This is a genomic window from Streptomyces sp. NPDC054786 (genome assembly GCF_053611685.1).
Window position 1 is genome coordinate 1 of record NZ_JBSHAW010000085.1, and the last position, 17,186, is coordinate 17,186.

General features: G+C 72.5%; 15 protein-coding genes, 1 pseudogene and 1 riboswitch. Of the genes and pseudogenes, 8 read left to right on the forward strand and 8 right to left on the reverse strand.

Features of this window, described 5'->3' with window-relative positions; all coding sequences use genetic code 11:
• Nucleotides 1–366: 366 nt before the first annotated feature.
• The 3 genes from ACWGI6_RS37685 to ACWGI6_RS37695 all read right to left on the reverse strand — a co-directional run bounded on the left by ACWGI6_RS37685 (nt 367) and on the right by ACWGI6_RS37695 (nt 2,655).
• Nucleotides 367–771 carry a DUF3040 domain-containing protein gene (locus ACWGI6_RS37685; protein WP_393910235.1) on the reverse strand — a complete coding sequence of 135 codons (405 nt, stop codon included), beginning with the start codon at nt 769–771 and terminating at the stop codon, nt 367–369.
• Between the two features lie 259 nt (nt 772–1,030).
• The gene (locus tag ACWGI6_RS37690) at nt 1,031–1,786 is read right to left on the reverse strand and encodes a methyltransferase (RefSeq protein ID WP_453271691.1); all 756 of its coding nucleotides are present in this window, start codon (nt 1,784–1,786) and stop codon (nt 1,031–1,033) included.
• A 383-nt stretch (nt 1,787–2,169) separates the two neighbouring features.
• Entirely contained in the window at nt 2,170–2,655 is a 486-nt protein-coding gene (locus tag ACWGI6_RS37695) for an SAV_6107 family HEPN domain-containing protein (protein ID WP_453271692.1), read from the reverse strand.
• Between the two features lie 228 nt (nt 2,656–2,883).
• Between ACWGI6_RS37695 and ACWGI6_RS37700 the strand changes: the two genes are divergently transcribed.
• From ACWGI6_RS37700 to ACWGI6_RS37720, 5 genes and pseudogenes are all read left to right on the forward strand, one after another.
• Nucleotides 2,884–3,804: an ATP-binding cassette domain-containing protein gene (locus ACWGI6_RS37700; RefSeq protein ID WP_453271693.1), complete on the forward strand. Its 921-nt coding sequence runs from the start codon at nt 2,884–2,886 to the stop codon at nt 3,802–3,804.
• Nucleotides 3,776–5,984 (forward strand): annotated as a pseudogene (locus tag ACWGI6_RS37705) (YhgE/Pip family protein). Before ACWGI6_RS37700 ends, ACWGI6_RS37705 begins: the two are co-directional and overlap by 29 nt.
• A 110-nt stretch (nt 5,985–6,094) precedes the next feature.
• On the forward strand, nt 6,095–6,709 hold the full coding sequence (locus ACWGI6_RS37710) for a TetR/AcrR family transcriptional regulator (RefSeq protein ID WP_453271694.1): 615 nt from the start codon (nt 6,095–6,097) through the stop codon (nt 6,707–6,709).
• Between the two features lie 356 nt (nt 6,710–7,065).
• Entirely contained in the window at nt 7,066–7,686 is a 621-nt protein-coding gene (locus ACWGI6_RS37715; protein WP_393910241.1) for a DUF4126 domain-containing protein, read from the forward strand.
• Nucleotides 7,687–7,776: 90 nt separating this feature from the next.
• Nucleotides 7,777–9,294 (forward strand): phytoene desaturase family protein, encoded by a 1,518-nt coding sequence (locus ACWGI6_RS37720; RefSeq protein ID WP_453271695.1) that lies wholly within the window; start codon nt 7,777–7,779, stop codon nt 9,292–9,294.
• 119 nt (nt 9,295–9,413) lie between these two features.
• On the opposite strand, the gene ACWGI6_RS37725 is transcribed toward ACWGI6_RS37720, so the two are convergent.
• From ACWGI6_RS37725 to ACWGI6_RS37745, 5 genes are all read right to left on the reverse strand, one after another.
• Nucleotides 9,414–10,736 carry a hypothetical protein gene (locus ACWGI6_RS37725; protein WP_453271696.1) on the reverse strand — a complete coding sequence of 441 codons (1,323 nt, stop codon included), beginning with the start codon at nt 10,734–10,736 and terminating at the stop codon, nt 9,414–9,416.
• Nucleotides 10,737–10,772: 36 nt separating this feature from the next.
• A complete protein-coding gene (gene metF, locus ACWGI6_RS37730) occupies nt 10,773–11,690 on the reverse strand; it encodes a methylenetetrahydrofolate reductase [NAD(P)H] (protein WP_453271697.1) in 918 nt (305 codons plus the stop codon).
• A gap of 149 nt (nt 11,691–11,839) precedes the next feature.
• Nucleotides 11,840–12,532, reverse strand: a complete 693-nt coding sequence (gene thiE, locus ACWGI6_RS37735; protein WP_453271698.1) for a thiamine phosphate synthase — start codon at nt 12,530–12,532, stop codon at nt 11,840–11,842.
• Between the two features lie 120 nt (nt 12,533–12,652).
• Nucleotides 12,653–13,018, reverse strand: a complete 366-nt coding sequence (locus ACWGI6_RS37740) for an Rv2175c family DNA-binding protein (protein WP_453271699.1) — start codon at nt 13,016–13,018, stop codon at nt 12,653–12,655.
• Between the two features lie 129 nt (nt 13,019–13,147).
• Nucleotides 13,148–14,389 (reverse strand): NAD(P)/FAD-dependent oxidoreductase, encoded by a 1,242-nt coding sequence (locus ACWGI6_RS37745; protein WP_453271700.1) that lies wholly within the window; start codon nt 14,387–14,389, stop codon nt 13,148–13,150.
• 156 nt (nt 14,390–14,545) lie between these two features.
• Nucleotides 14,546–14,658: riboswitch (TPP riboswitch) on the forward strand.
• Here ACWGI6_RS37745 and thiO point away from each other — a divergent pair.
• The 3 genes from thiO (at nt 14,656) to ACWGI6_RS37760 (ending at nt 16,940) form a co-directional block, all read left to right on the forward strand.
• On the forward strand, nt 14,656–15,876 hold the full coding sequence (gene thiO, locus ACWGI6_RS37750) for a glycine oxidase ThiO (protein WP_453271701.1): 1,221 nt from the start codon (nt 14,656–14,658) through the stop codon (nt 15,874–15,876). It overlaps the preceding riboswitch by 3 nt.
• Nucleotides 15,873–16,100, forward strand: coding sequence for a sulfur carrier protein ThiS (gene thiS / locus ACWGI6_RS37755; RefSeq protein WP_453271702.1), 228 nt, complete (start codon nt 15,873–15,875; stop codon nt 16,098–16,100). Before thiO ends, thiS begins: the two co-directional genes overlap by 4 nt.
• Before the next feature lie 99 nt (nt 16,101–16,199).
• A complete protein-coding gene (locus tag ACWGI6_RS37760) occupies nt 16,200–16,940 on the forward strand; it encodes a thiazole synthase (RefSeq protein ID WP_453271703.1) in 741 nt (246 codons plus the stop codon).
• Nucleotides 16,941–17,186 lie beyond the last annotated feature (246 nt).

The window sequence follows — 17,186 nt, forward strand, 5'->3', positions numbered from 1 at the left end:
GGCCCGGCCTGCTGCGGGTGTCCCCTGCGGATTGGCGCAGGTAAAAGGTGTGGGGGCCGCCCGACCCTGCGGGGCGGCCACCACACGAACAATCCCGGTGCACACGGCGCAGGCCGGTAGGTGCCCAGGCGCCGGGATCAGCCGAGAAGTGAACAGCTCACCGGTCGGCGAGCTGACAAGACTTGGCGGGAAAGAGCGGCGCATGGAGCGGTGAGCAAACCGCTCTGAGAATTGCCGGAAAAACAGCGGGAGAAAGGGATGAATGAGGAAACGAAAAGGCCGGATTAACTGCTGCGGGGGCGTGCTCGAGCGGGGGCTCGGTAGGCCCGGTGGAGGCAGTCCCGCGGGCTTGGTCGCTCCGTCGGCTCAGTGGCCCTGTTCGTCCCTGCGCCGCTGCCAGCGGTCCTCGATGCGGTTCATCATCGAGCGTCGCTGCCTGGCCTGTCGGCGTGCCGGTGCACCACCTCCGGAACCCGTGCCGGACTGCTGCTCACCGGGCTTGGGAGCCTTGCGCCAGCCCGTGACCGCCAGCACTGCGCAGCCGAGCATGACGAGAAAACCCACCACGCTGATCCAGATCTGCTGCGCGACCATGCCGGCCATGAGCAGGGCGATACCCACCAGGAAGCCCGCGACCGCTTGGTAGACCCGTCGCCGGGTGTACGTACGCAGCCCGCTTCCCTCAAGCGCTGTCGCGAACTTGGGATCTTCGGCGTACAGCGCTCGCTCCATTTGCTCGAGCATGCGCTGCTCGTGCTCCGAGAGCGGCACGGAGTCCTCCTACTCGTCGGTCGCGGGGGGCGACCGGGGTGCGACCCTTTCAGGATAGGCAGGGAATCGTCCCCGTGAAACCCGCCCCTCGACGCCAATTCACTGCCCGGGCCGCCGCGGCGACCGGTGATGATGCTGGCTGCATTCCCCACCCGCCTGTCCGCCATGCCGGAACGTCGTACCCCGATCATACGGGGCGAGGGGGCCGATCGGGTGGTCTGTGGCCGACTGCACGCGGTAGTCGGCTGTGCCGCGTGGGTCAGTCGCGCTCGGCGAGGACGTGCAGCTGAGTGGCCACGGAGTGGAAGGCGGGCTGTTCTGCGGCGGCCGCCTCGAGCTTCAGCAGGGCGTCCACGGCGCCCGGCTCGGTGTCGACCAGCACCCCGGGGACGAGGTCGGCGAAGACCCGCACGCCGTGCACCGCGCCGACCTGCAGACCCGTGGCGGACACCAGCTCGGTGAGCTGGTCGGCGGTGAACCGGCGCGGCACCGGGTCGCCCTCGCCCCAGCGTCCGGCCGGGTCGGTGAGGGCGTGGTGGGCCTCGGTGAAGTGGCCCGCGAGGGCGCGTGCGAGGACCGCGCCGCCCAAACCGGCCGCGAGGAGGCTGAGGGTGCCGGCCGGGCGCAGCGCCTCGACGGCGTTGCGGACGCCCTCGGCCGGGTCGTCGACGTACTCCAGCACGCCGTGGCAGAGCACGGTGTCATAGCCGCCGCGCTCGACGACGTCGAACAGACCGTGGGCGTCGCCCTGCACCGCACGTACCCGTTCGGCGACGCCCGCCTCCGCGGCGCGGCGCTCCAGGGCGAAGAGGGCGTTGGGGCTGGGGTCGACGACCGTGACGTGGTGGCCGAGGCGGGCGACCGGCACGGCGAAGTTGCCGGTGCCGCCGCCGGTGTCGAGGACGTCCAGGGCGTCGCGCCCGGCGGCCTTGACCCGGCGCTCCAGGGCGTCCTTGAGGACCTCCCAGACCACGGCGGTACGAAGGGAGGCGCGGGGGCGCAGCGGGTCAGACACGGCGGGTGGCTCCTCGGCGGGGGCATGAACGTCTAGGCGTCCACCACCCTATTCCGTCCCGCGCCCTCCACCGTCTGCGGAGCCAACCGAGCACCCGGTGGCGCGGGGCCGGGCGGCGGACGCTACGGGGCGGGGCGGGACGGGGCGCCACGGGGCGGCAGGACGGCGGGACAGACGGGACGGGGTGCCGTGAGGAGGCGGGGTAGCCGGTAGCGGGTAGCCCACCGAGAGGTACGTGGCGGGCATGGGTGACGGGTGGGCGGTTTCGCGGGGCGGGCGAGGGCGCCGCTTCTTCCCCTGGTCCCCCTTCCCCCTCCTCCCCCGGGGCCCCCGCCCCCACCCACCCCACCCCACTCCTCGCCTCCCCCGCCCTCCGCCGTTCCCTATCCCGCCCGCTGTGGCGGCAACGACGACTGGAGGAACAGCATTCGCTCCACCAGGCGCAGGAACATGGCGGCGTCGCGCAGCAGATCGTCGGCGTCCCGACGCCCGGCCGCGCCGGCTATACCGGCCTCGGCCTTTGCCCGGCGGGCGGCGCCGGCGGCGAAGAGGGCGCTCCACTCGGCGAGTTCGGGCGCGACCTCGGGGAGGACCTCCCAGGCGCTGCGGATACGCTGCCTACCGCGCACGGTGGTCTCCGGCCGGCCGCGGACGGCGAGGACGGCGGCGGCGGTGCGCAGCGCGGCCAGATGGGCCGTGGCGAACTGCTCGTTGGGGGTCGGAAGGGTCTGTGCTTCGTCGAGGCCCTGCTGCGCCTGGGCGAGCAGGTCGAGGGCGGCGGGTGGCGCGGTCGCCCTCCGCAGGACGGGGTGGACATCGCTCGGGGGACCGTACGCAGCGGAGCTGCCCCCACCGGGACGAGCTGCCATGACGAACCTCCTGTCGTCGCATGCCGGTTCGGGACCGAATGCTGATTCGGGACCGTATGAACCCATCGTGACGTACACCACTGACAATCGGCACTGACCTGCACTTTCGTCGAAAAGGGGACGCACTCGGAGGCAAGTTCCCGGGATCGGTTCCCAACACCCCCTTGCGGAACCCGGGGTGGGATGCCGCATACTTTTTGAACTGACCAGTCAGTTCAAGGAGGGATCGTGGACAGCACCCCGCACGGGGCGGCGGTCACGGCCGCGGGATTCGGGGTCAAGGGCCCCCGCGGATGGGCATTCCGGGACATCGGCCTCACCGCCGGACCCGGCTCACTGATCGCCGTACAGGGCCCTTCGGGCTCGGGCCGTACGTGTCTGCTGCTCGCGCTCACCGGCCGGATGAAGTCCGCCGCCGGCACCGCCGAGGTAGGCGGACTGCCGCTGCCGAGGAAAAGGTCCGCCGTCCGGTCCGTCACCGCGCTCGCCCATGTACCCGGGGTCGCCGAGCTCGATCCGGCGCTCACCGTGGGCGAACATCTGCGGGAACGCGCTCTGCTGCAGGGCCGGTTCGGCGGTTCGCTGCGTGCGCTGCTGCGGCCGCGGCACGAGCGCCGAGCCGAGGCTCGCGCCCTTGTGGACACCGCGCTCGCGGCGGCCGGCCTCGATCCGGAGTCGCTGCCCAAGGGGATCCGTACGTCCGTCCGCGACCTGGAGCGGCTGGAGGCGCTGCGGCTCTCCGTGGCGCTCGCGCTGATCGGGGGCCCGCGGCTGCTGGCCGTCGACGACACCGATCTGAAGCTGTCCGACGCCGAGCGCGCCGCGGCCTGGGCGTTGCTGCGCGGACTGGCGGCGGCCGGTACCACCGTGCTCGCGGTGTGCAGCGAGCCTCCGGAGGATGCCGAGGGCGTGGTGCTGGTGCATACGGGCGGCCGCCCGGAGCGGGAGTCCCCGGCGGGCACGCCCGGCGGTTCCCCCGCCACCACGGACACCACGGACCACCAGGACCGCAAGAACGCCACGGACACCGCGAACGGCCAGGACCGCGAGGACGCCACGGACAGCCAGGACAGCAAGGGCGAAGAGCACGACGGGCCCGACGACGAGGAGGGGGCGGCCGATGCGCTCGCCGAAGCTGGCCGCTCTTGAGCTGAAGCGGTTCGGGAGGGGGAAGCTGCCGCGTGCCGCGCTGGCCGCTCTTCTGCTGCTGCCGCTCCTGTACGGCGCGCTGTACCTGTGGTCCTTCTGGGACCCGTACGGGCGGCTGGATTAAGATTCCGGTCGCGCTGGTCAACGAGGACAAGGGAGCGGCCGTCGACGGAAAGCACCTCTCGGCCGGCGACAGCATCGTCTCGGGGCTGCGCGACAGCCACACCTTCGACTGGCGCCCCGTGGACGCCAACGGGGCCGCCAAGGGCGTCGAGGACGGCTCGTACTACCTGTCGCTGACCATCCCGAAGGACTTCAGCCGGCGGATCGCCTCCAGCTCCGGGGACCACCCGGAGACCGGCGCCCTCAAGGTGCGGACGAACGACGCGAACAACTACATCGTCGGGCAGATCTCCCGGACGGTGTTCTCCGAGGTGCGCTCCGCGGCCTCCGCGAAGTCGTCGCGCACCTTCCTCGACAAGATCTTCGTCTCGTTCTCGACGCTGCACGGCAAGACCGAGCAGGCCGCCGACGGCGCCGACCAGCTCAACGACGGTATCGGGCAGGCCCGGCACGGTGCGGGCAAACTGGCCGACGGCCTGGGCACCGCGAAGAACGGCAGCGGCAGGCTGGTCACGGGCCTGGGTGACCTCGACGCGGGCGCGGGGCGGCTCTCCCGGGGCAGCTCGGACCTCGCCCGGGGAGCCGGGACGGCCGCCCACGGCTCGCGCCAACTGGCCGACGGCTCCGGGCAGGTGGCGCAGGGAACCCAGCAGCTGGCCGACACGGTCAACGGAGTCGTCGGCAAGGTGGGGCCCTTCGTCCGGGCGCACGGCAAGGAGATCGGTGAGGCGGCGCAGCTCGTCGCCGACGGTTCGCAGGCGGTCCGAGACCACCTCGACAAGCTCCCCGCCGCGGCGTCCACCGGGGCGAAGCTCTCCCGGGGGATCTCCGGCCATCTGTCCGCCTACTACCGGCTGCGCTGCGAGAGCGCGGTGCGGCTCGACACCTCCTGCACGGAGCTGAAGCAGCTCAAGGAGCAGGCGGCCACCGCGGCGGACAAGGCCGAGCAGGTCAGCGGATACGTCCACGACCAGAAGAACCTCGACCAGCTGGGCCGGGACCTGGACACACTGCACTCCCTGGCGGGTGAGCTGGCGCAGCACGGGCCGACCCTGGGCGCCGACATGGACGCCGCCGTCAAGAAGATCAATGACCTCAACGACGGTGCGCACAAGGTGTCCGCGGGGGCGCGCAAGCTGGCCGCGGGCAATGCCCGGCTGGCCGCCGGCGCGGACAAGGTCAACAACGGCGCGCAGGAGCTGCACGACGGTACGGGCCGCGCCGCCGGCGGTATGGGCGACCTCGACTCCGGTGTGGGCAAGCTCAAGGACGGCGCGCAGACGCTGAACGGCGGCATGTTCAAGCTCTCCGACGGCTCGCAGAAGCTGGCCGGCGGGCTGCACGACGGGGCGAAGCAGATCCCCGACTACGGCAAGAAGGACCGCGACGCGCGCACCCAGGTCATGTCCGACCCGGTACAGCTGGCCTCGGACGCCGCCCACAAGGCGCCGAACTACGGCACCGGGTTCGCGCCGTACTTCATTCCGCTGTCCCTGTGGGTCGGCGCGATGGTGGCGTACATGCTGATCCAGCCGCTGAACCGGCGGGCGCTGGCGATGGGTGCGTCCTCCTGGCGGGTGGCGGTCTCCGGGTGGCTGCCGGTGTTCGGTGTGGGGGTGCTGCAGACCGCGGCCCTGATGTCCGTTCTGCACTTCGCGCTCGGCCTGGAGATGGTGCGGGCGGCCGGCACGATCGGCTTCCTCGTGCTGGTCACGGCCTGTTTCTCGGCGATCGTGCAATGGCTGAACGCGCAGTTCGGCCCGGCCGGCCGGATCCTGGTGCTGGCGCTGCTGATGCTCCAGCTGACCTCGGCGGGCGGCACCTACCCCGTACAGACCAGTCCGGGCTTCTTCGCCGCCATCCACCCCTATCTGCCGATGAGTTACATCGTGGAGGGGCTGCGCCGGCTCATCACGGGCGGGGGGCTCGCGCCCGTATGGCAGGGCAGCGTGGTGCTGCCGGCGTTCACCGCGGGAGCGCTCGCGCTGACGTCGCTGACGGCGCGCGGCCGCCAGGTGGTGCGGATGAAGGACCTTCACCCGGAGCTGAGCCTGTGAGCGCTGGCCCTCCCCCAGCTACCGCTGGGAGGTGCCCCCAGCCCACCGCCGCCCTGCCGGAGCCGCTGCGCGCCGCGCATCGATCGGCGGGGACCGGCACAATCGCCCCCATGGACAGCTCCAATACACGCCGCGACGCCACCCGGCGCAAGCTCTTCGAGGCCGCGGTCACGCTCATCGCCGAACAGGGCTTCTCGTCCACCACGGTGGACGAGATCGCCGAGCGGGCGGGCGTCGCGAAGGGCACCGTCTACTACAACTTCGCGAGTAAGAACGTTCTCTTCGAAGAGCTGCTGCGGCACGGCATCGAGATGCTGGCGACCTCCTTGCAGGCGGCCGCCGAGGAGGTCACCGACCGGGGCGGCGGCCGGATCGACGCGCTGGACGCGATGATCCGGGCCGGGCTGGACTTCATCTCCCGTTACCCGTCGCTCACCCAGCTCTACGTCGCCGAGCTGTGGCGCACCAACCGGGCCTGGCAGTCGACGCTGATGGTGGTGCGCGAGCGGGCCATCACGGTGGTGGAGGACGTGCTGCGCGAGGCGGTGGCGGGCGGGGAGCTGAGCGAGGAGATCGACATCCCGCTGACCGCCTCGGCGCTGTTCGGGATGGTTCTGGTGGCCGCCCTGGACTGGCAGTCCTACCAGCCGGACCGGTCGATCGACGAGGTGCACGCGGCGCTGTCGCGGCTGCTCCAGGGCCGGGTCAGCGGCCGGCCCTCATAGCCCCGGCCGGCACTCCCCGGGGCAGGTGCGCGCCGTATTGGTCAGGTACGACGCGCACCGCTTTCCTTCCCCCGGGGCCCGCACAAAAGAGTGCGCTGCCCTGGCACGGATCGTTCCCCCATCGATCCGACCAGGACAGCGCTTCCCCCGTACTCCCCCGTGCTTCCCCCGTCACGTCCGGGAGCCGCGCCGCTCCGCCGCCCCGTGTCGGCGGTGCGGCGCCGCTTCCCTTCCGTGGTCCCCACTCTTCCTTCCGGGCGGCTGCCGGCCCATCCGCGTACCTACTCATCTCGGCGTCTGAGTACGGATACTCAAACCTGAGCACCGGCCCCCAGCCGGGGCCTACGCTTTGCGGCGTGTCCGTACTTCCCTTGGTGTTCACCAGTGGCTGGGCGAGCGGGATCAACGCCTATGCCGTCGTCCTGCTCTTCGGCCTGCTCGGCGCGACCGGCGTCACCGATGAGGTGCCCGCGGTGTTGGAGCGCCCCGATGTGCTGATCGTGGCCGGGGTGCTCTTCCTGTGCGAGGCCGTCGCCGACAAGATCCCGTACGTCGACTCGGTCTGGGATTCCGTGCACACGGTGATCCGGCCGGTGGCCGGCGCGGTCGTGGCGGCGCTGCTGGCCGGCCACAACGGTTCGCTGCCCGAGCTGGCCGCGGGCGCGGTGGGCGGTTCCACGGCGCTGCTGAGCCATCTGGTCAAGGCCGGTACCCGGATCGCGGTCAACACCTCGCCGGAGCCGGCCAGCAACATCGTGCTGAGCCTCGCCGAGGATCTGGGCGTCGCCGGGATCATCGCCTTCGCCGTGTTCCATCCGGTGGCCGCGGCGGTCATCGCGGCGACACTGCTGGCCGCGGGTATCGCACTGGTGGTGTTCCTGTGGTCGCGGATCCGCCGGTATCTGCGGCGCCGTCGGCAGCGGCGCGAGGAGAAGCGGCCGGCCGCGGCGGGCGAGGCGCTGCCACCGGCGGTCTGACGGCAGGCCGACGCCGGCGGCGGACTGCCGCTGCCGGGCCGGTCCCCGGCGGTGCGGGCGTTGTCAGTGGGCCCGGATAAAGTCGCAGGCATGGCACGGATTGCGGTGATCGGCGCCGGGATGGGCGCGATGGCAGCCGCTGCCCGGCTGGCCGTCGCGGGCCACCGGGTGGCGGTGTTCGAGCGCGGCGCGACGCACGGCGGCGCGGTGCAGCGGTGGGAACGGGACGGCTTCGCCTTCGATACGGGTCCCGGCCTGCTGCATCTGCCGGCCGTCTACCGCGATCTGTTCCTCAAGACCGGCCGGGAAGCGCTGGAGAGTTGCGTCGAGCTGACCCAGGTCGACCCCGCCGGCCGGCATGTCTTCGCCGACGGAACGGCCGTATCGCTGCCGAACGCCTCACGGGCCGGGGTGCTGGCGGCCCTGGACGAGGCGCTGGGCGCGGGCTCCGGTGAACGCTGGAGCGCGGTGATGGGCCGCGCCCGCGAGGCCTGGGACGCCACCCGCCGGCCGCTCCTGGAGGAGCCGCTGTGGCAGGACTGGCGGGTGCTGGGGCGCGATCCGTATCCGGCGGTGCGCAGGCGTGGGCTGTTCGGCCGGGGCAAGGGCCCCACCACCGCCACCCTCGCCGAGGTGGCCCGCCGCGAACTGGCCGACCCCCGGCTGACCGCACTGCTGGAGAGCTATGCGCTGGCGTACGGCTTCGACCCGCGCAGCGCCCCGGCGAGCGCCGTCGTGCTGCCGTACATGGAGCAGACCTTCGGGAGTTGGTATCCGCGCGGCGGTATGCGGGCGCTGGCCGATGCGCTGTACGAGCGCTGTCTGGCGCGCAAGGTGGAGTTCCGTTTCGGCGTCGCGGTGACCGGGATCGTGGAGAAGGACGGCCGGGCGGCGGGCGTCGAGCTGGCCGACGGGCGGGTGTCCGAGGCGGAGTTCGTGGTCGCGGGCATCGACCCGGTGCGGCTCGTGGAGCTCTGCAAGGGGCGGGAGCCGTGGGGTGCCGACGAGGTCCGCCCCGACCTGGGGCCGGGTGACCGCGCCACCGCGCGGCTCACGGTCTGCCTCGCGCTGCGCGGCGCGCGCCCCGAGGACGCGGTGCACCGCACGGTGGTCCATGCCCCGGACCGCACGGCCGAGCTGGCGGGCGTGTTCGGCGACGGATACGGGCTGCGGACCCCCTGTGACCGGCCCACGGTGACCGTGCTGCGTCCGGACGACCCCGCCTCCCGGCCGGACGACGCCCATGAGGCCGTGACCCTGACCGCGACGGTGGCCCCGCACGGCCCGGTCGACTGGCATGACGGCGAGGCCGCGGCCGCCGATGCGGAGCGGATGACCGCGATCGCCGAGGCTGCCGTTCCCGGACTGCGGGAGCGGGTGCTGTGGCGGGAGGTTCTGCCGCCCGCGGACGACGCCCTGGTGCCGGGCCCGGCGCTGGCAGGCCAGGAAGGCCGCTTTCTGCGGCCCGGCAACCGCACCCGGATACCGGGGCTCTACGCGGTCGGTGGCTGGTCGCACCCGGGCGGCGGACCGGCGCACGCCGGGATGTCCGGCGCGATCGCCGCCGGTCTGATCGTGAACGGCGACGACTGGCACGGCTCCACATGAGGGCGTAGCGGGCGCCGGACGAGGGCGTGCCGGCGCGGGCCGCTGCGGAGGAGGGACACCGCGGCGCGGGGCCCGGCCGGCGCGGAATGCGCTGCCGTGGCCGCGTCCCGGCCGTCGGCTCAGTAGCGGTACTGCTGCCCGTCGTAGCCCGGCTGCTGGTAGGGCGGGTAAGGCTGCTCGGGCGGGAGTTCGCCGTCGCGCTGCTGGGGGACCCAGACGCCACCGGGCGGGGTCTCGCCATAGCTCTGGCCGAGCGGCTGTCCCTGGGCGTCGTACTGCTGCGCCGCATAAGGAGAGGAGGCGTAGGGGTCCGCCTGCTGGTAGGGGTCGTAGGACGCGGCGTACTGCTGGGTGCCGAGGTACGGGTCGGCGTAGGGCGCCTGCTGGCCCAGGCCGTCGCCGTACGCCGCGTAGGGGTCGGCGTAGGCGTCCTGGCCGGCTCCGGCCTGGCCGTAACTGCCGTCGTACGCATAGCCGTTGCCGTTGCTGTTGCCGTCGTAGGCATAGCCGTTGCCGTCGTACGCGTAGCCGTTGCCGTTGCCGTTGCCGTTGCCGTTGCCGTCGTACGCATAGCCGGTGCCGTTGCCCGCGGCGCCGTTGTAGCCGTCGTAGCCGTCGTAGCCGTCGTAGCCGGGCTGCTGGACACGGGCGTCGGGGCTGTAGATGCCGTACTGGCCGGTCTCGTCGGGCATCGGCTGCGGGGCGTAGACGGCGGTGGTGTCCGCCCGCGCATAGTCGTCCTGGACGGCGAAAGCCTGTGTGGCGTAGGGGCTTTGATCCTGCTGCTGCCCCTGGTACGGGTCCTGGCCGTAGCCGTCGTCGGCGTTGTAGCCGTAGTCGTAGAAGCCCTGCCCGACCACGGTCTCCTGGGCGGCGAACGCTTCCTGTCCCGCAGCGGGGTTGTCCTGCGCGGCGAAACCGTCCTGCCCCGCGTAGGAGCCCGGCCCGCCGTACGAGCCCTGCCCGGCATAGGTGTCCTGCACGGGATAGCTGTCCTGCGCGGCCTGCCCGGGATAGCTGCCCAGGCTCTGGAAGCCGCCGGTGCTCTCGAAGGTGTCCGGGCCCCCGTCGTCGATCCGGCCGGTGCCCTCGGCGGCCGCGACAGCCTCCAGGCCGGAGACCTCCAGGGTCGGTTCGGCGGGGGGCGGTCCGGACGGGCGGGCCCGGCGGCGCCGGCTCTCGCCGGGCTTGCCGCCCAGGGCCCAGCCGGTGGTGAAGCCGCGGCGGAAGGAGAGCGTCACATTCGTCTGCCCGATGGCGAAGGCAGCAAGTCCCAGCCCGATCACGACTATTGACGGGATGATGACGCCGACGACCACGCCGAGGAAACCGGCGAAAGCCAGCAGGCGCCAGCGCAGCCGCGCCTTGTTCTGGAGCAGGACCTCACCCAACAGCCAGAGAGCAACCAGGCCGAACGCGATGTAGAGGACCGTCCAGCCCATATACGCCCCTCTTCCGCCGCTCGCCGGCAACCGTGATCAGGACTGCTGGTGCAGCCCCAGATTCTCGTAGATTTCCAGGGTCGCCGTGGAGTGGTTCAGGGTAATGAAGTGCAACCCGGGAACATCCTCGGCCATCAAGCGTGCGCACAGTTCCGTTGCGTACTCGATACCAATGGAGCGTACCGCCGCCGGGTCGTCCTTGACGGCGAGGATGCGCTCGGCCAGCTCGGGCGGGAAGGCCGCGTTGCTGAGCTGAGCGAACCGCTCGATCTGGCGCACGTTCGTGACCGGCATGATCTCCGGAATGATCGGTGTCGAGCAACCCGCCGCCGTGACCCGGTCCCGCAGCCGGAAGTAGTCCTCGGGATAGAAGAACATCTGCGTGATGGCGAAGTCCGCACCGGCCTGGCACTTGGTGACGAAGTGCGCCACGTCCGTGTCCCAGTCCGTCGAGCGCGGATGCATCTCGGGGAAGGCCGCGACGCCGACGCAGAAGTCGCCTGACTCCTTGATCAGCTGGACCAGGTCGGCGGCGTAGCCGATGCCGTCGGGGTGCTTGACCCACTCGCCCATCGGGTCGCCGGGCGGGTCGCCGCGCAGCGCGAGCATGTTGCGGATCCCGGCGTCGGCGTACTGGCCGATGATGTTGCGCAGGTCGGCCGTGGAGTGGTTGACCGCGGTCAGATGGGCGACCGGGGTCAAGGTGGTGTCGGTGGCGATGCGCTCGGTGGCGCGCACCGTGCCGTCACGGGAGGTGCCGCCTGCGCCGTACGTCACGGAGACAAAGGTCGGGGAGACGGCCTCGATCCGACGAATGGCGTTCCACAGGGTCCGCTCACCCTTCTCGGTCTTCGGGGCAGCGAACTCGAACGAATAGGACTGCTTGCCGGAAGCAAGCAGTTCGCGCACGGTCCGGGCGCGATCAGTCCTGGTGGAAGCTGTACCTAGGGCCATACCGGCAGGTTAACCACCGGCCGGGCACACACCAACCGCGTCCGGCGTAATGCCTGGTTGGTCGGGTTGATGTCCACTGGGTGGACATTTTCCGGTCGCCCGGACGTCAGGTGACCGCCCGGCGCCGAAACCGTGCGAAGTGATGCAGGTCACCCGTCTCCGCGGGCCGGGCGGGCCGGCGCGGACCCGTCCGGGGCGTCCCAGGTCCGGATGCGCTTGGCCAGTGCGGCGGCCGCCGCTCCCGGATCGTCCGCCTCCGTGAGGGCGCGGACCACCACGACCCGGCGGGCGCCCGCCTGCAGCACCTCGTCGAGATTCCCGGCGTCGATCCCGCCGATCGCGAACCAGGGACGCTCGGGGGCGCGGGCCGCGGTGTAGCGGACCAGGTCGAGGCCGGGGGCGTGGCGGCCCGGCTTGGTGGGTGTCGGCCAGCACGGGCCGGTGCAGAAGTAGTCGACGCCGGGTTCGGTGAGCGCGGCGTCCACCTCGGCCTCGGCATGGGTGGAGCGGCCTATGAGGACGTCCGGGCCGAGGAGGGCGCGGGCGGCGGGGACCGGCAGATCGCCCTGCCCGAGATGCAGCACGTCGCTGCCCGCCGCATGGGCGACATCCGCGCGGTCGTTGACCGCGAGGAGCTTCCCGTGCCGCCGGCAGGCGTCCGCGAAGACCTCCAGATGCCGGAGCTCCTCGCCGGCCTCCATGCCCTTGTCACGCAGCTGGACGATGTCCACGCCCGAGGCGAGCACCGCGTCCAGGAACTGCGGGAGATCGCCCTGGCGCCGGCGGGCGTCCGTGCAGAGGTAGAGCCGGGCGTCGGACAAGGCCGGACGTGCGGTGGTCATCGGGCGGCTTCCCCCCAAGATCGGGGGCGTACGGGCCGGTCCTTCCGGTCCGTACGCCCCGCGGATGCGGTTACGGATACTGGTGCGGTGGCCGGCTGGGAGCGGGCCGCGCCGACGGCGTCAGACGGCGAGCGCCTGGGCCCGGCGCTTCACCTCCGTGCCGCGATTCTCGCGCAGCGCCTGGGCGGGCGTGCCGGGCAGGCTCTCATCCGGGGTGAACAGCCACTCCAGCATCTCCTTGTCGGTGAAGCCGTCGTCCTTGAGGAGGGTGAGGGTGCCGACGAGGCCCTTGACCACCTTGTCGTCCTGGATGAAATCGGCGGGCACATGCAGCGCCCTGTTCTCGCCGCGGCGCACCGCGATCAGCTGGCCCTCCTTGACCAGCTGCCGCACACGCGTCACCTCGACGCCGAACTGTTCGGCGATGTCGGGGAGGGTGAGCCAGGCGGGGACGAGTTCATCGATGTTTGCGTCAATCTCGGTCACAGGGCAAGCCTGCCACCTCGCTCTGACAGCCGGTAGCCGGGCATCGCCATCAGGGGCTTCCTGCACACCGGAGGGTGACGGCAGGCGCCCGGGCGACGACCGCCGGTCACGACGTGCCCCGCACCCCGGCTACAGCGCCGCGGCCTTCAGCGGCACCGCCGCGTTCGCGGCCCGCTCCCGGTCCATGGCCACGCCCCGCTCGATCAGCTTGCGCCCCTGGGCGAGGTCCCGCGGCCGCCCCACGGCCAGCAGCGCGACGAGCCTCCCCTCCCGCAGCCAGATCACCGACCACGCGGCACCGGCCGGGTCACCGCGCCAGACCAGCTCGTCGGCATCCCCGTGGTGGCCCGCGTACTGCACGAACCGGCCGAACTGCTCCGACCAGAAGTACGGGACGGGGTCGTAGACAACCCCTTGCGCGTCGCCGCGGGCGATGTTCTCGCCGACCGTACGGGGGCCCTGGAGGGCGTTGTCCCAGTGGTGGATCAGCAGACGACTGCCGTAGCGGGCCGACGGGAACGAGGCGCAGTCGCCGACGGCGTAGACATCGGCGACGGAGGTGCGCAGCTGCTCGTCGGCCAGTACGGAGCCGTCCTGCGGCGAGACCTCGACGCCCGAGCCGGCCAGCCAGGCGGTCGCGGGGCGGGCGCCGATCCCGACGACCACCGCGTCGGCGGGCAGCGTCGTGCCGTCCGCGAGGGTGACCGCGCCCGCCGTGACGGACGCGACCCGGGCGTTGGTGCGCAGCTCGGCCCCCGCGTCCGCGTACCAGCCGGTCATATGGGCCGCGACCTCGGCGGGCAGCGCACCGGCCAGCGGGCGGTCGGCGGCCTCGACGACGGTGACCGCGCAGCCCGCCTCGCGCGCCGCGGTCGCGAACTCGGCACCGATCCAGCCGGCCCCGACGACCACGATCTCGTGCTGGGCGGCGAGCACCGGCCGCAGCCGCTCGGCGTCGTCCAGGGTGCGCAGCAGATGGACGCCGGGCAGCCCCTCGCTGCCGGGCAGCACGATCGGGTCGGCGCCGGTCGCCAGGACCGCGTAGTCGTAGGAGAACGGGCCGTCGGCCGTCTCGATCACACGGGCATCCGGCACCAGGGCGGTGACGGGGCGGCTGAGGTGGAGGGCGATGCCGAGCCCTTCGAAGTCGACGTCGAAGGTGGAACCCTCGGCCTTGCCCAGCAGCACCGCCTTGGACAGCGGCGGACGGTCGTAGGGCTGGTGAGGCTCGTCGCCGAGGAGCGTGATCGCGCCGCGCCAGCCCTGTTCGCGCAGGGCGACCGCGGTCTGCACACCCGCGATTCCCGCGCCGGCGATCACGACATGCGGCCTGCGGTCAGGGGCCTGGGAAGACTTGCTCTGCTCGCTCACCCGATCACTCTAGGACGGGGGGTGACGCGCCTCGCAGCAGCGCGCAAGGAGATCTCTGACACAGCGTCACCATCGGACCGGCCCGGGGCGCGGGGCCGTGGGCGGCCGTGGACGTTGCCTTACGGCGCGTCGCGGCCCCGTATTAGGGTGACGGATACACGCACTCGCGGGAGCCCGGACGCACCGGGCTGAGAGGGAGGCTGGCCGGCCTCCGACCGTACGAACCTGATCCGGGTCATGCCGGCGAAGGGAGGGGCTGGACACCCATGCAGGCATCTGCCACACGAACGAAACCCACCCCGCAGAGCCCCGATGTACTCGTCATCGGCGGCGGCATCATCGGCCTGGTCACCGCCTGGCGGGCGGCCGTCCGCGGGCTGAGTGCCGCGGTGGCCGACCCCGCGCCCGGTGGCGGCGCGGCCCGTGTCGCGGCCGGGATGCTGGCCGCGGTCACCGAGCTCCACTACGGCGAGCAGACCCTGCTGGGCCTCAATCTCGCCTCCGCGCGGCGCTACCCCCGGTTCGCGGAAGAGCTGGAGGAGGCCGCCGGCCACCCCATCGGCTACCGGCGGTGCGGCACCCTGGCCGTCGCGCTGGACGCCGACGACCGTGCCCATCTGCGCGAACTGCACACCCTGCAGATCCGCTCGGGGCTGGACGCGCAGTGGCTCACGGGGCGCGAGTGCCGCCGCCTGGAGCCGCTGCTGGCTCCCGGGGTGCGCGGCGGTCTGCGGGTGGACGGCGACCACCAGGTCGATCCGCGCCGGCTGGCGAGCGCGCTGCTGGCCGCCTGTGAGCGCTCCGGAGTGGCCTTCCACCGGAGCCGGGCCGTGCGGCTGACGGTCGACGGCGGCCGCGCCACCGGCGCCGAACTCGCCGACGGCACCCGGGTGCCGGCCGGTCAGGTCGTCCTGGCCGCGGGCAGCTACAGCGGTCAGCTCGCCGGCGTGCCCGACGACGTGCTGCCGCAGGTACGCCCGGTCAAGGGCCAGGTGCTGCGGCTGCGGCTGCCGGACATGCCCGTGGGCAGCCCCGCCTTCCTGTCGCGCACCGTACGGGCGGTCGTCCGCGGCGGCCCCCTCTACCTGGTCCCCCGGGAGAACGGCGAACTGGTCGTCGGCGCCACCAGCGAGGAGCTGGGCTGGGACACCACCGTGACCGCGGGCGGCGTCTACGAGCTGCTGCGGGACGCGCACGAGCTGGTCCCCGGCATCACCGAGCTGCCGCTCGTCGAGACCTGCGCCGGGCTGCGCCCCGGCTCCCCCGACAACGCCCCGATGCTCGGGCCGACCGCACTGCCCGGCTTCCATCTGGCCACCGGTCACTTCCGCAACGGTGTGCTGCTCACGCCGGTCACCGGTGACGCGATGGCCGAGGTGCTGGCCACCGGGCTCCTCCCGGAAGAGGCCCGCCCCTTCTCCCCCGCGCGCTTCACCCCGGCCTCGGGGCCCGAGCGCACCCGTGCCCCCCAGGAGCAGTCCGTATGAACGCCGCCACCCCTGCCCCTACCGTCTCGGTGTCCGTCAACGGCGAGGCCCGCGAGGTCCCCGGCGGGCTCACCCTCGACCGGCTCGTCGCGACGCTGTCCACGGCGCCCGCCGGGGTGGCCGCGGCGGTCAATGACCTCGTGGTGCCACGCACCCAGTGGCCCACCACCCCGCTCGGCGACGGCGACCGCGTCGAGGTGCTCACCGCGGTCCAGGGAGGCTGATCCGCAGACATGGCCGACACCGCACCCCTCGCGGGGACGACCCCCGTCACCTCCGACACCCTCACCCTCGCCGGCACCACCTTCGCGTCCCGTCTGATCATGGGGACCGGTGGCGCGCCCAGCCTCGACGTCCTGGAGCGGGCGCTGCTCGCCTCCGGTACGGAGCTGACCACGGTCGCCATGCGGCGGCTGGATCCGACCGTGCACGGCTCGGTGCTGTCCGTACTGGGGCGGCACAAGATCAAGGTGCTGCCGAACACGGCGGGTTGCTTCACCGCGGGCGAAGCGGTGCTCACCGCCCGGCTCGCCCGGGAAGCGCTCGGCACGGACTGGGTCAAGCTCGAGGTGGTCGCCGACGAGCGCACCCTGCTGCCCGACCCGATCGAGCTGCTGGATGCCGCCGAGACCCTGGTGGACGATGGTTTCACCGTGCTGCCCTACACGAACGACGATCCGGTGCTGGCCCGCAAGCTGGAGGACGTGGGCTGCGCCGCGATCATGCCGCTGGGCTCGCCGATCGGCTCAGGCCTGGGCATCCGCAATCCGCACAACTTCCAGCTGATCACCGAGCGGGCCGGTGTCCCGGTCATCCTCGACGCGGGCGCGGGAACGGCATCGGACGTCTCCCTGGCCATGGAGCTGGGCTGTGCGGCGGTGATGCTGGCGTCCGCGGTGACCCGCGCGCAGGAGCCGGAGCTGATGGCTCAGGCGATGCGGCACGCGGTCACGGCCGGGCGGCTGGCGCACCGCGCGGGCCGGATCCCGCGCCGCCACTTCGCCCTGGCGTCCTCGCCCACCGAGGGCATGCCGGAGCTGGATCCGGAGCGGCCGGCCTTCTGACGGCCTTCCCAAGGCTTTCCCACGTTGTCGGCTGTCCCACCGCGTCCCATCGCGCCGTTGCGCCTCCCGTGGGTGGGTGGTGAGGCGGGTGGGGGCGGACCTTTCGTGTCCGGTTCCTCCGATGTGGTCCACGGGGCCGCGCGTGATCACATACGGGCACCCCCACCGCCCTTTTCCCACCCCTCAACGGGAGGGGACGGGCCGGAGCGGGTGGGTGTCCGGACGTAAAGCGCAGCAGTCCGGACC

Excerpts from the sequence above, each read along its gene's own strand:
- ACWGI6_RS37720 (WP_453271695.1), top strand. The coding sequence starts at position 7,777 with ATGGCACGGATTGCGGTGATCGGCGCCGGGATGGGCGCGATGGCAGCC.
- ACWGI6_RS37695 (WP_453271692.1), bottom strand. The coding sequence starts at position 2,655 with ATGGCAGCTCGTCCCGGTGGGGGCAGCTCCGCTGCGTACGGTCCCCCG.
- ACWGI6_RS37710 (WP_453271694.1), top strand. The coding sequence starts at position 6,095 with ATGGACAGCTCCAATACACGCCGCGACGCCACCCGGCGCAAGCTCTTC.
- thiO (WP_453271701.1), top strand. The coding sequence starts at position 14,656 with ATGCAGGCATCTGCCACACGAACGAAACCCACCCCGCAGAGCCCCGAT.
- ACWGI6_RS37725 (WP_453271696.1), bottom strand. The coding sequence starts at position 10,736 with ATGGGCTGGACGGTCCTCTACATCGCGTTCGGCCTGGTTGCTCTCTGG.
- ACWGI6_RS37760 (WP_453271703.1), top strand. The coding sequence starts at position 16,200 with ATGGGGACCGGTGGCGCGCCCAGCCTCGACGTCCTGGAGCGGGCGCTG.
- thiE (WP_453271698.1), bottom strand. The coding sequence starts at position 12,532 with ATGACCACCGCACGTCCGGCCTTGTCCGACGCCCGGCTCTACCTCTGC.
- metF (WP_453271697.1), bottom strand. The coding sequence starts at position 11,690 with ATGGCCCTAGGTACAGCTTCCACCAGGACTGATCGCGCCCGGACCGTG.
- thiS (WP_453271702.1), top strand. The coding sequence starts at position 15,873 with ATGAACGCCGCCACCCCTGCCCCTACCGTCTCGGTGTCCGTCAACGGC.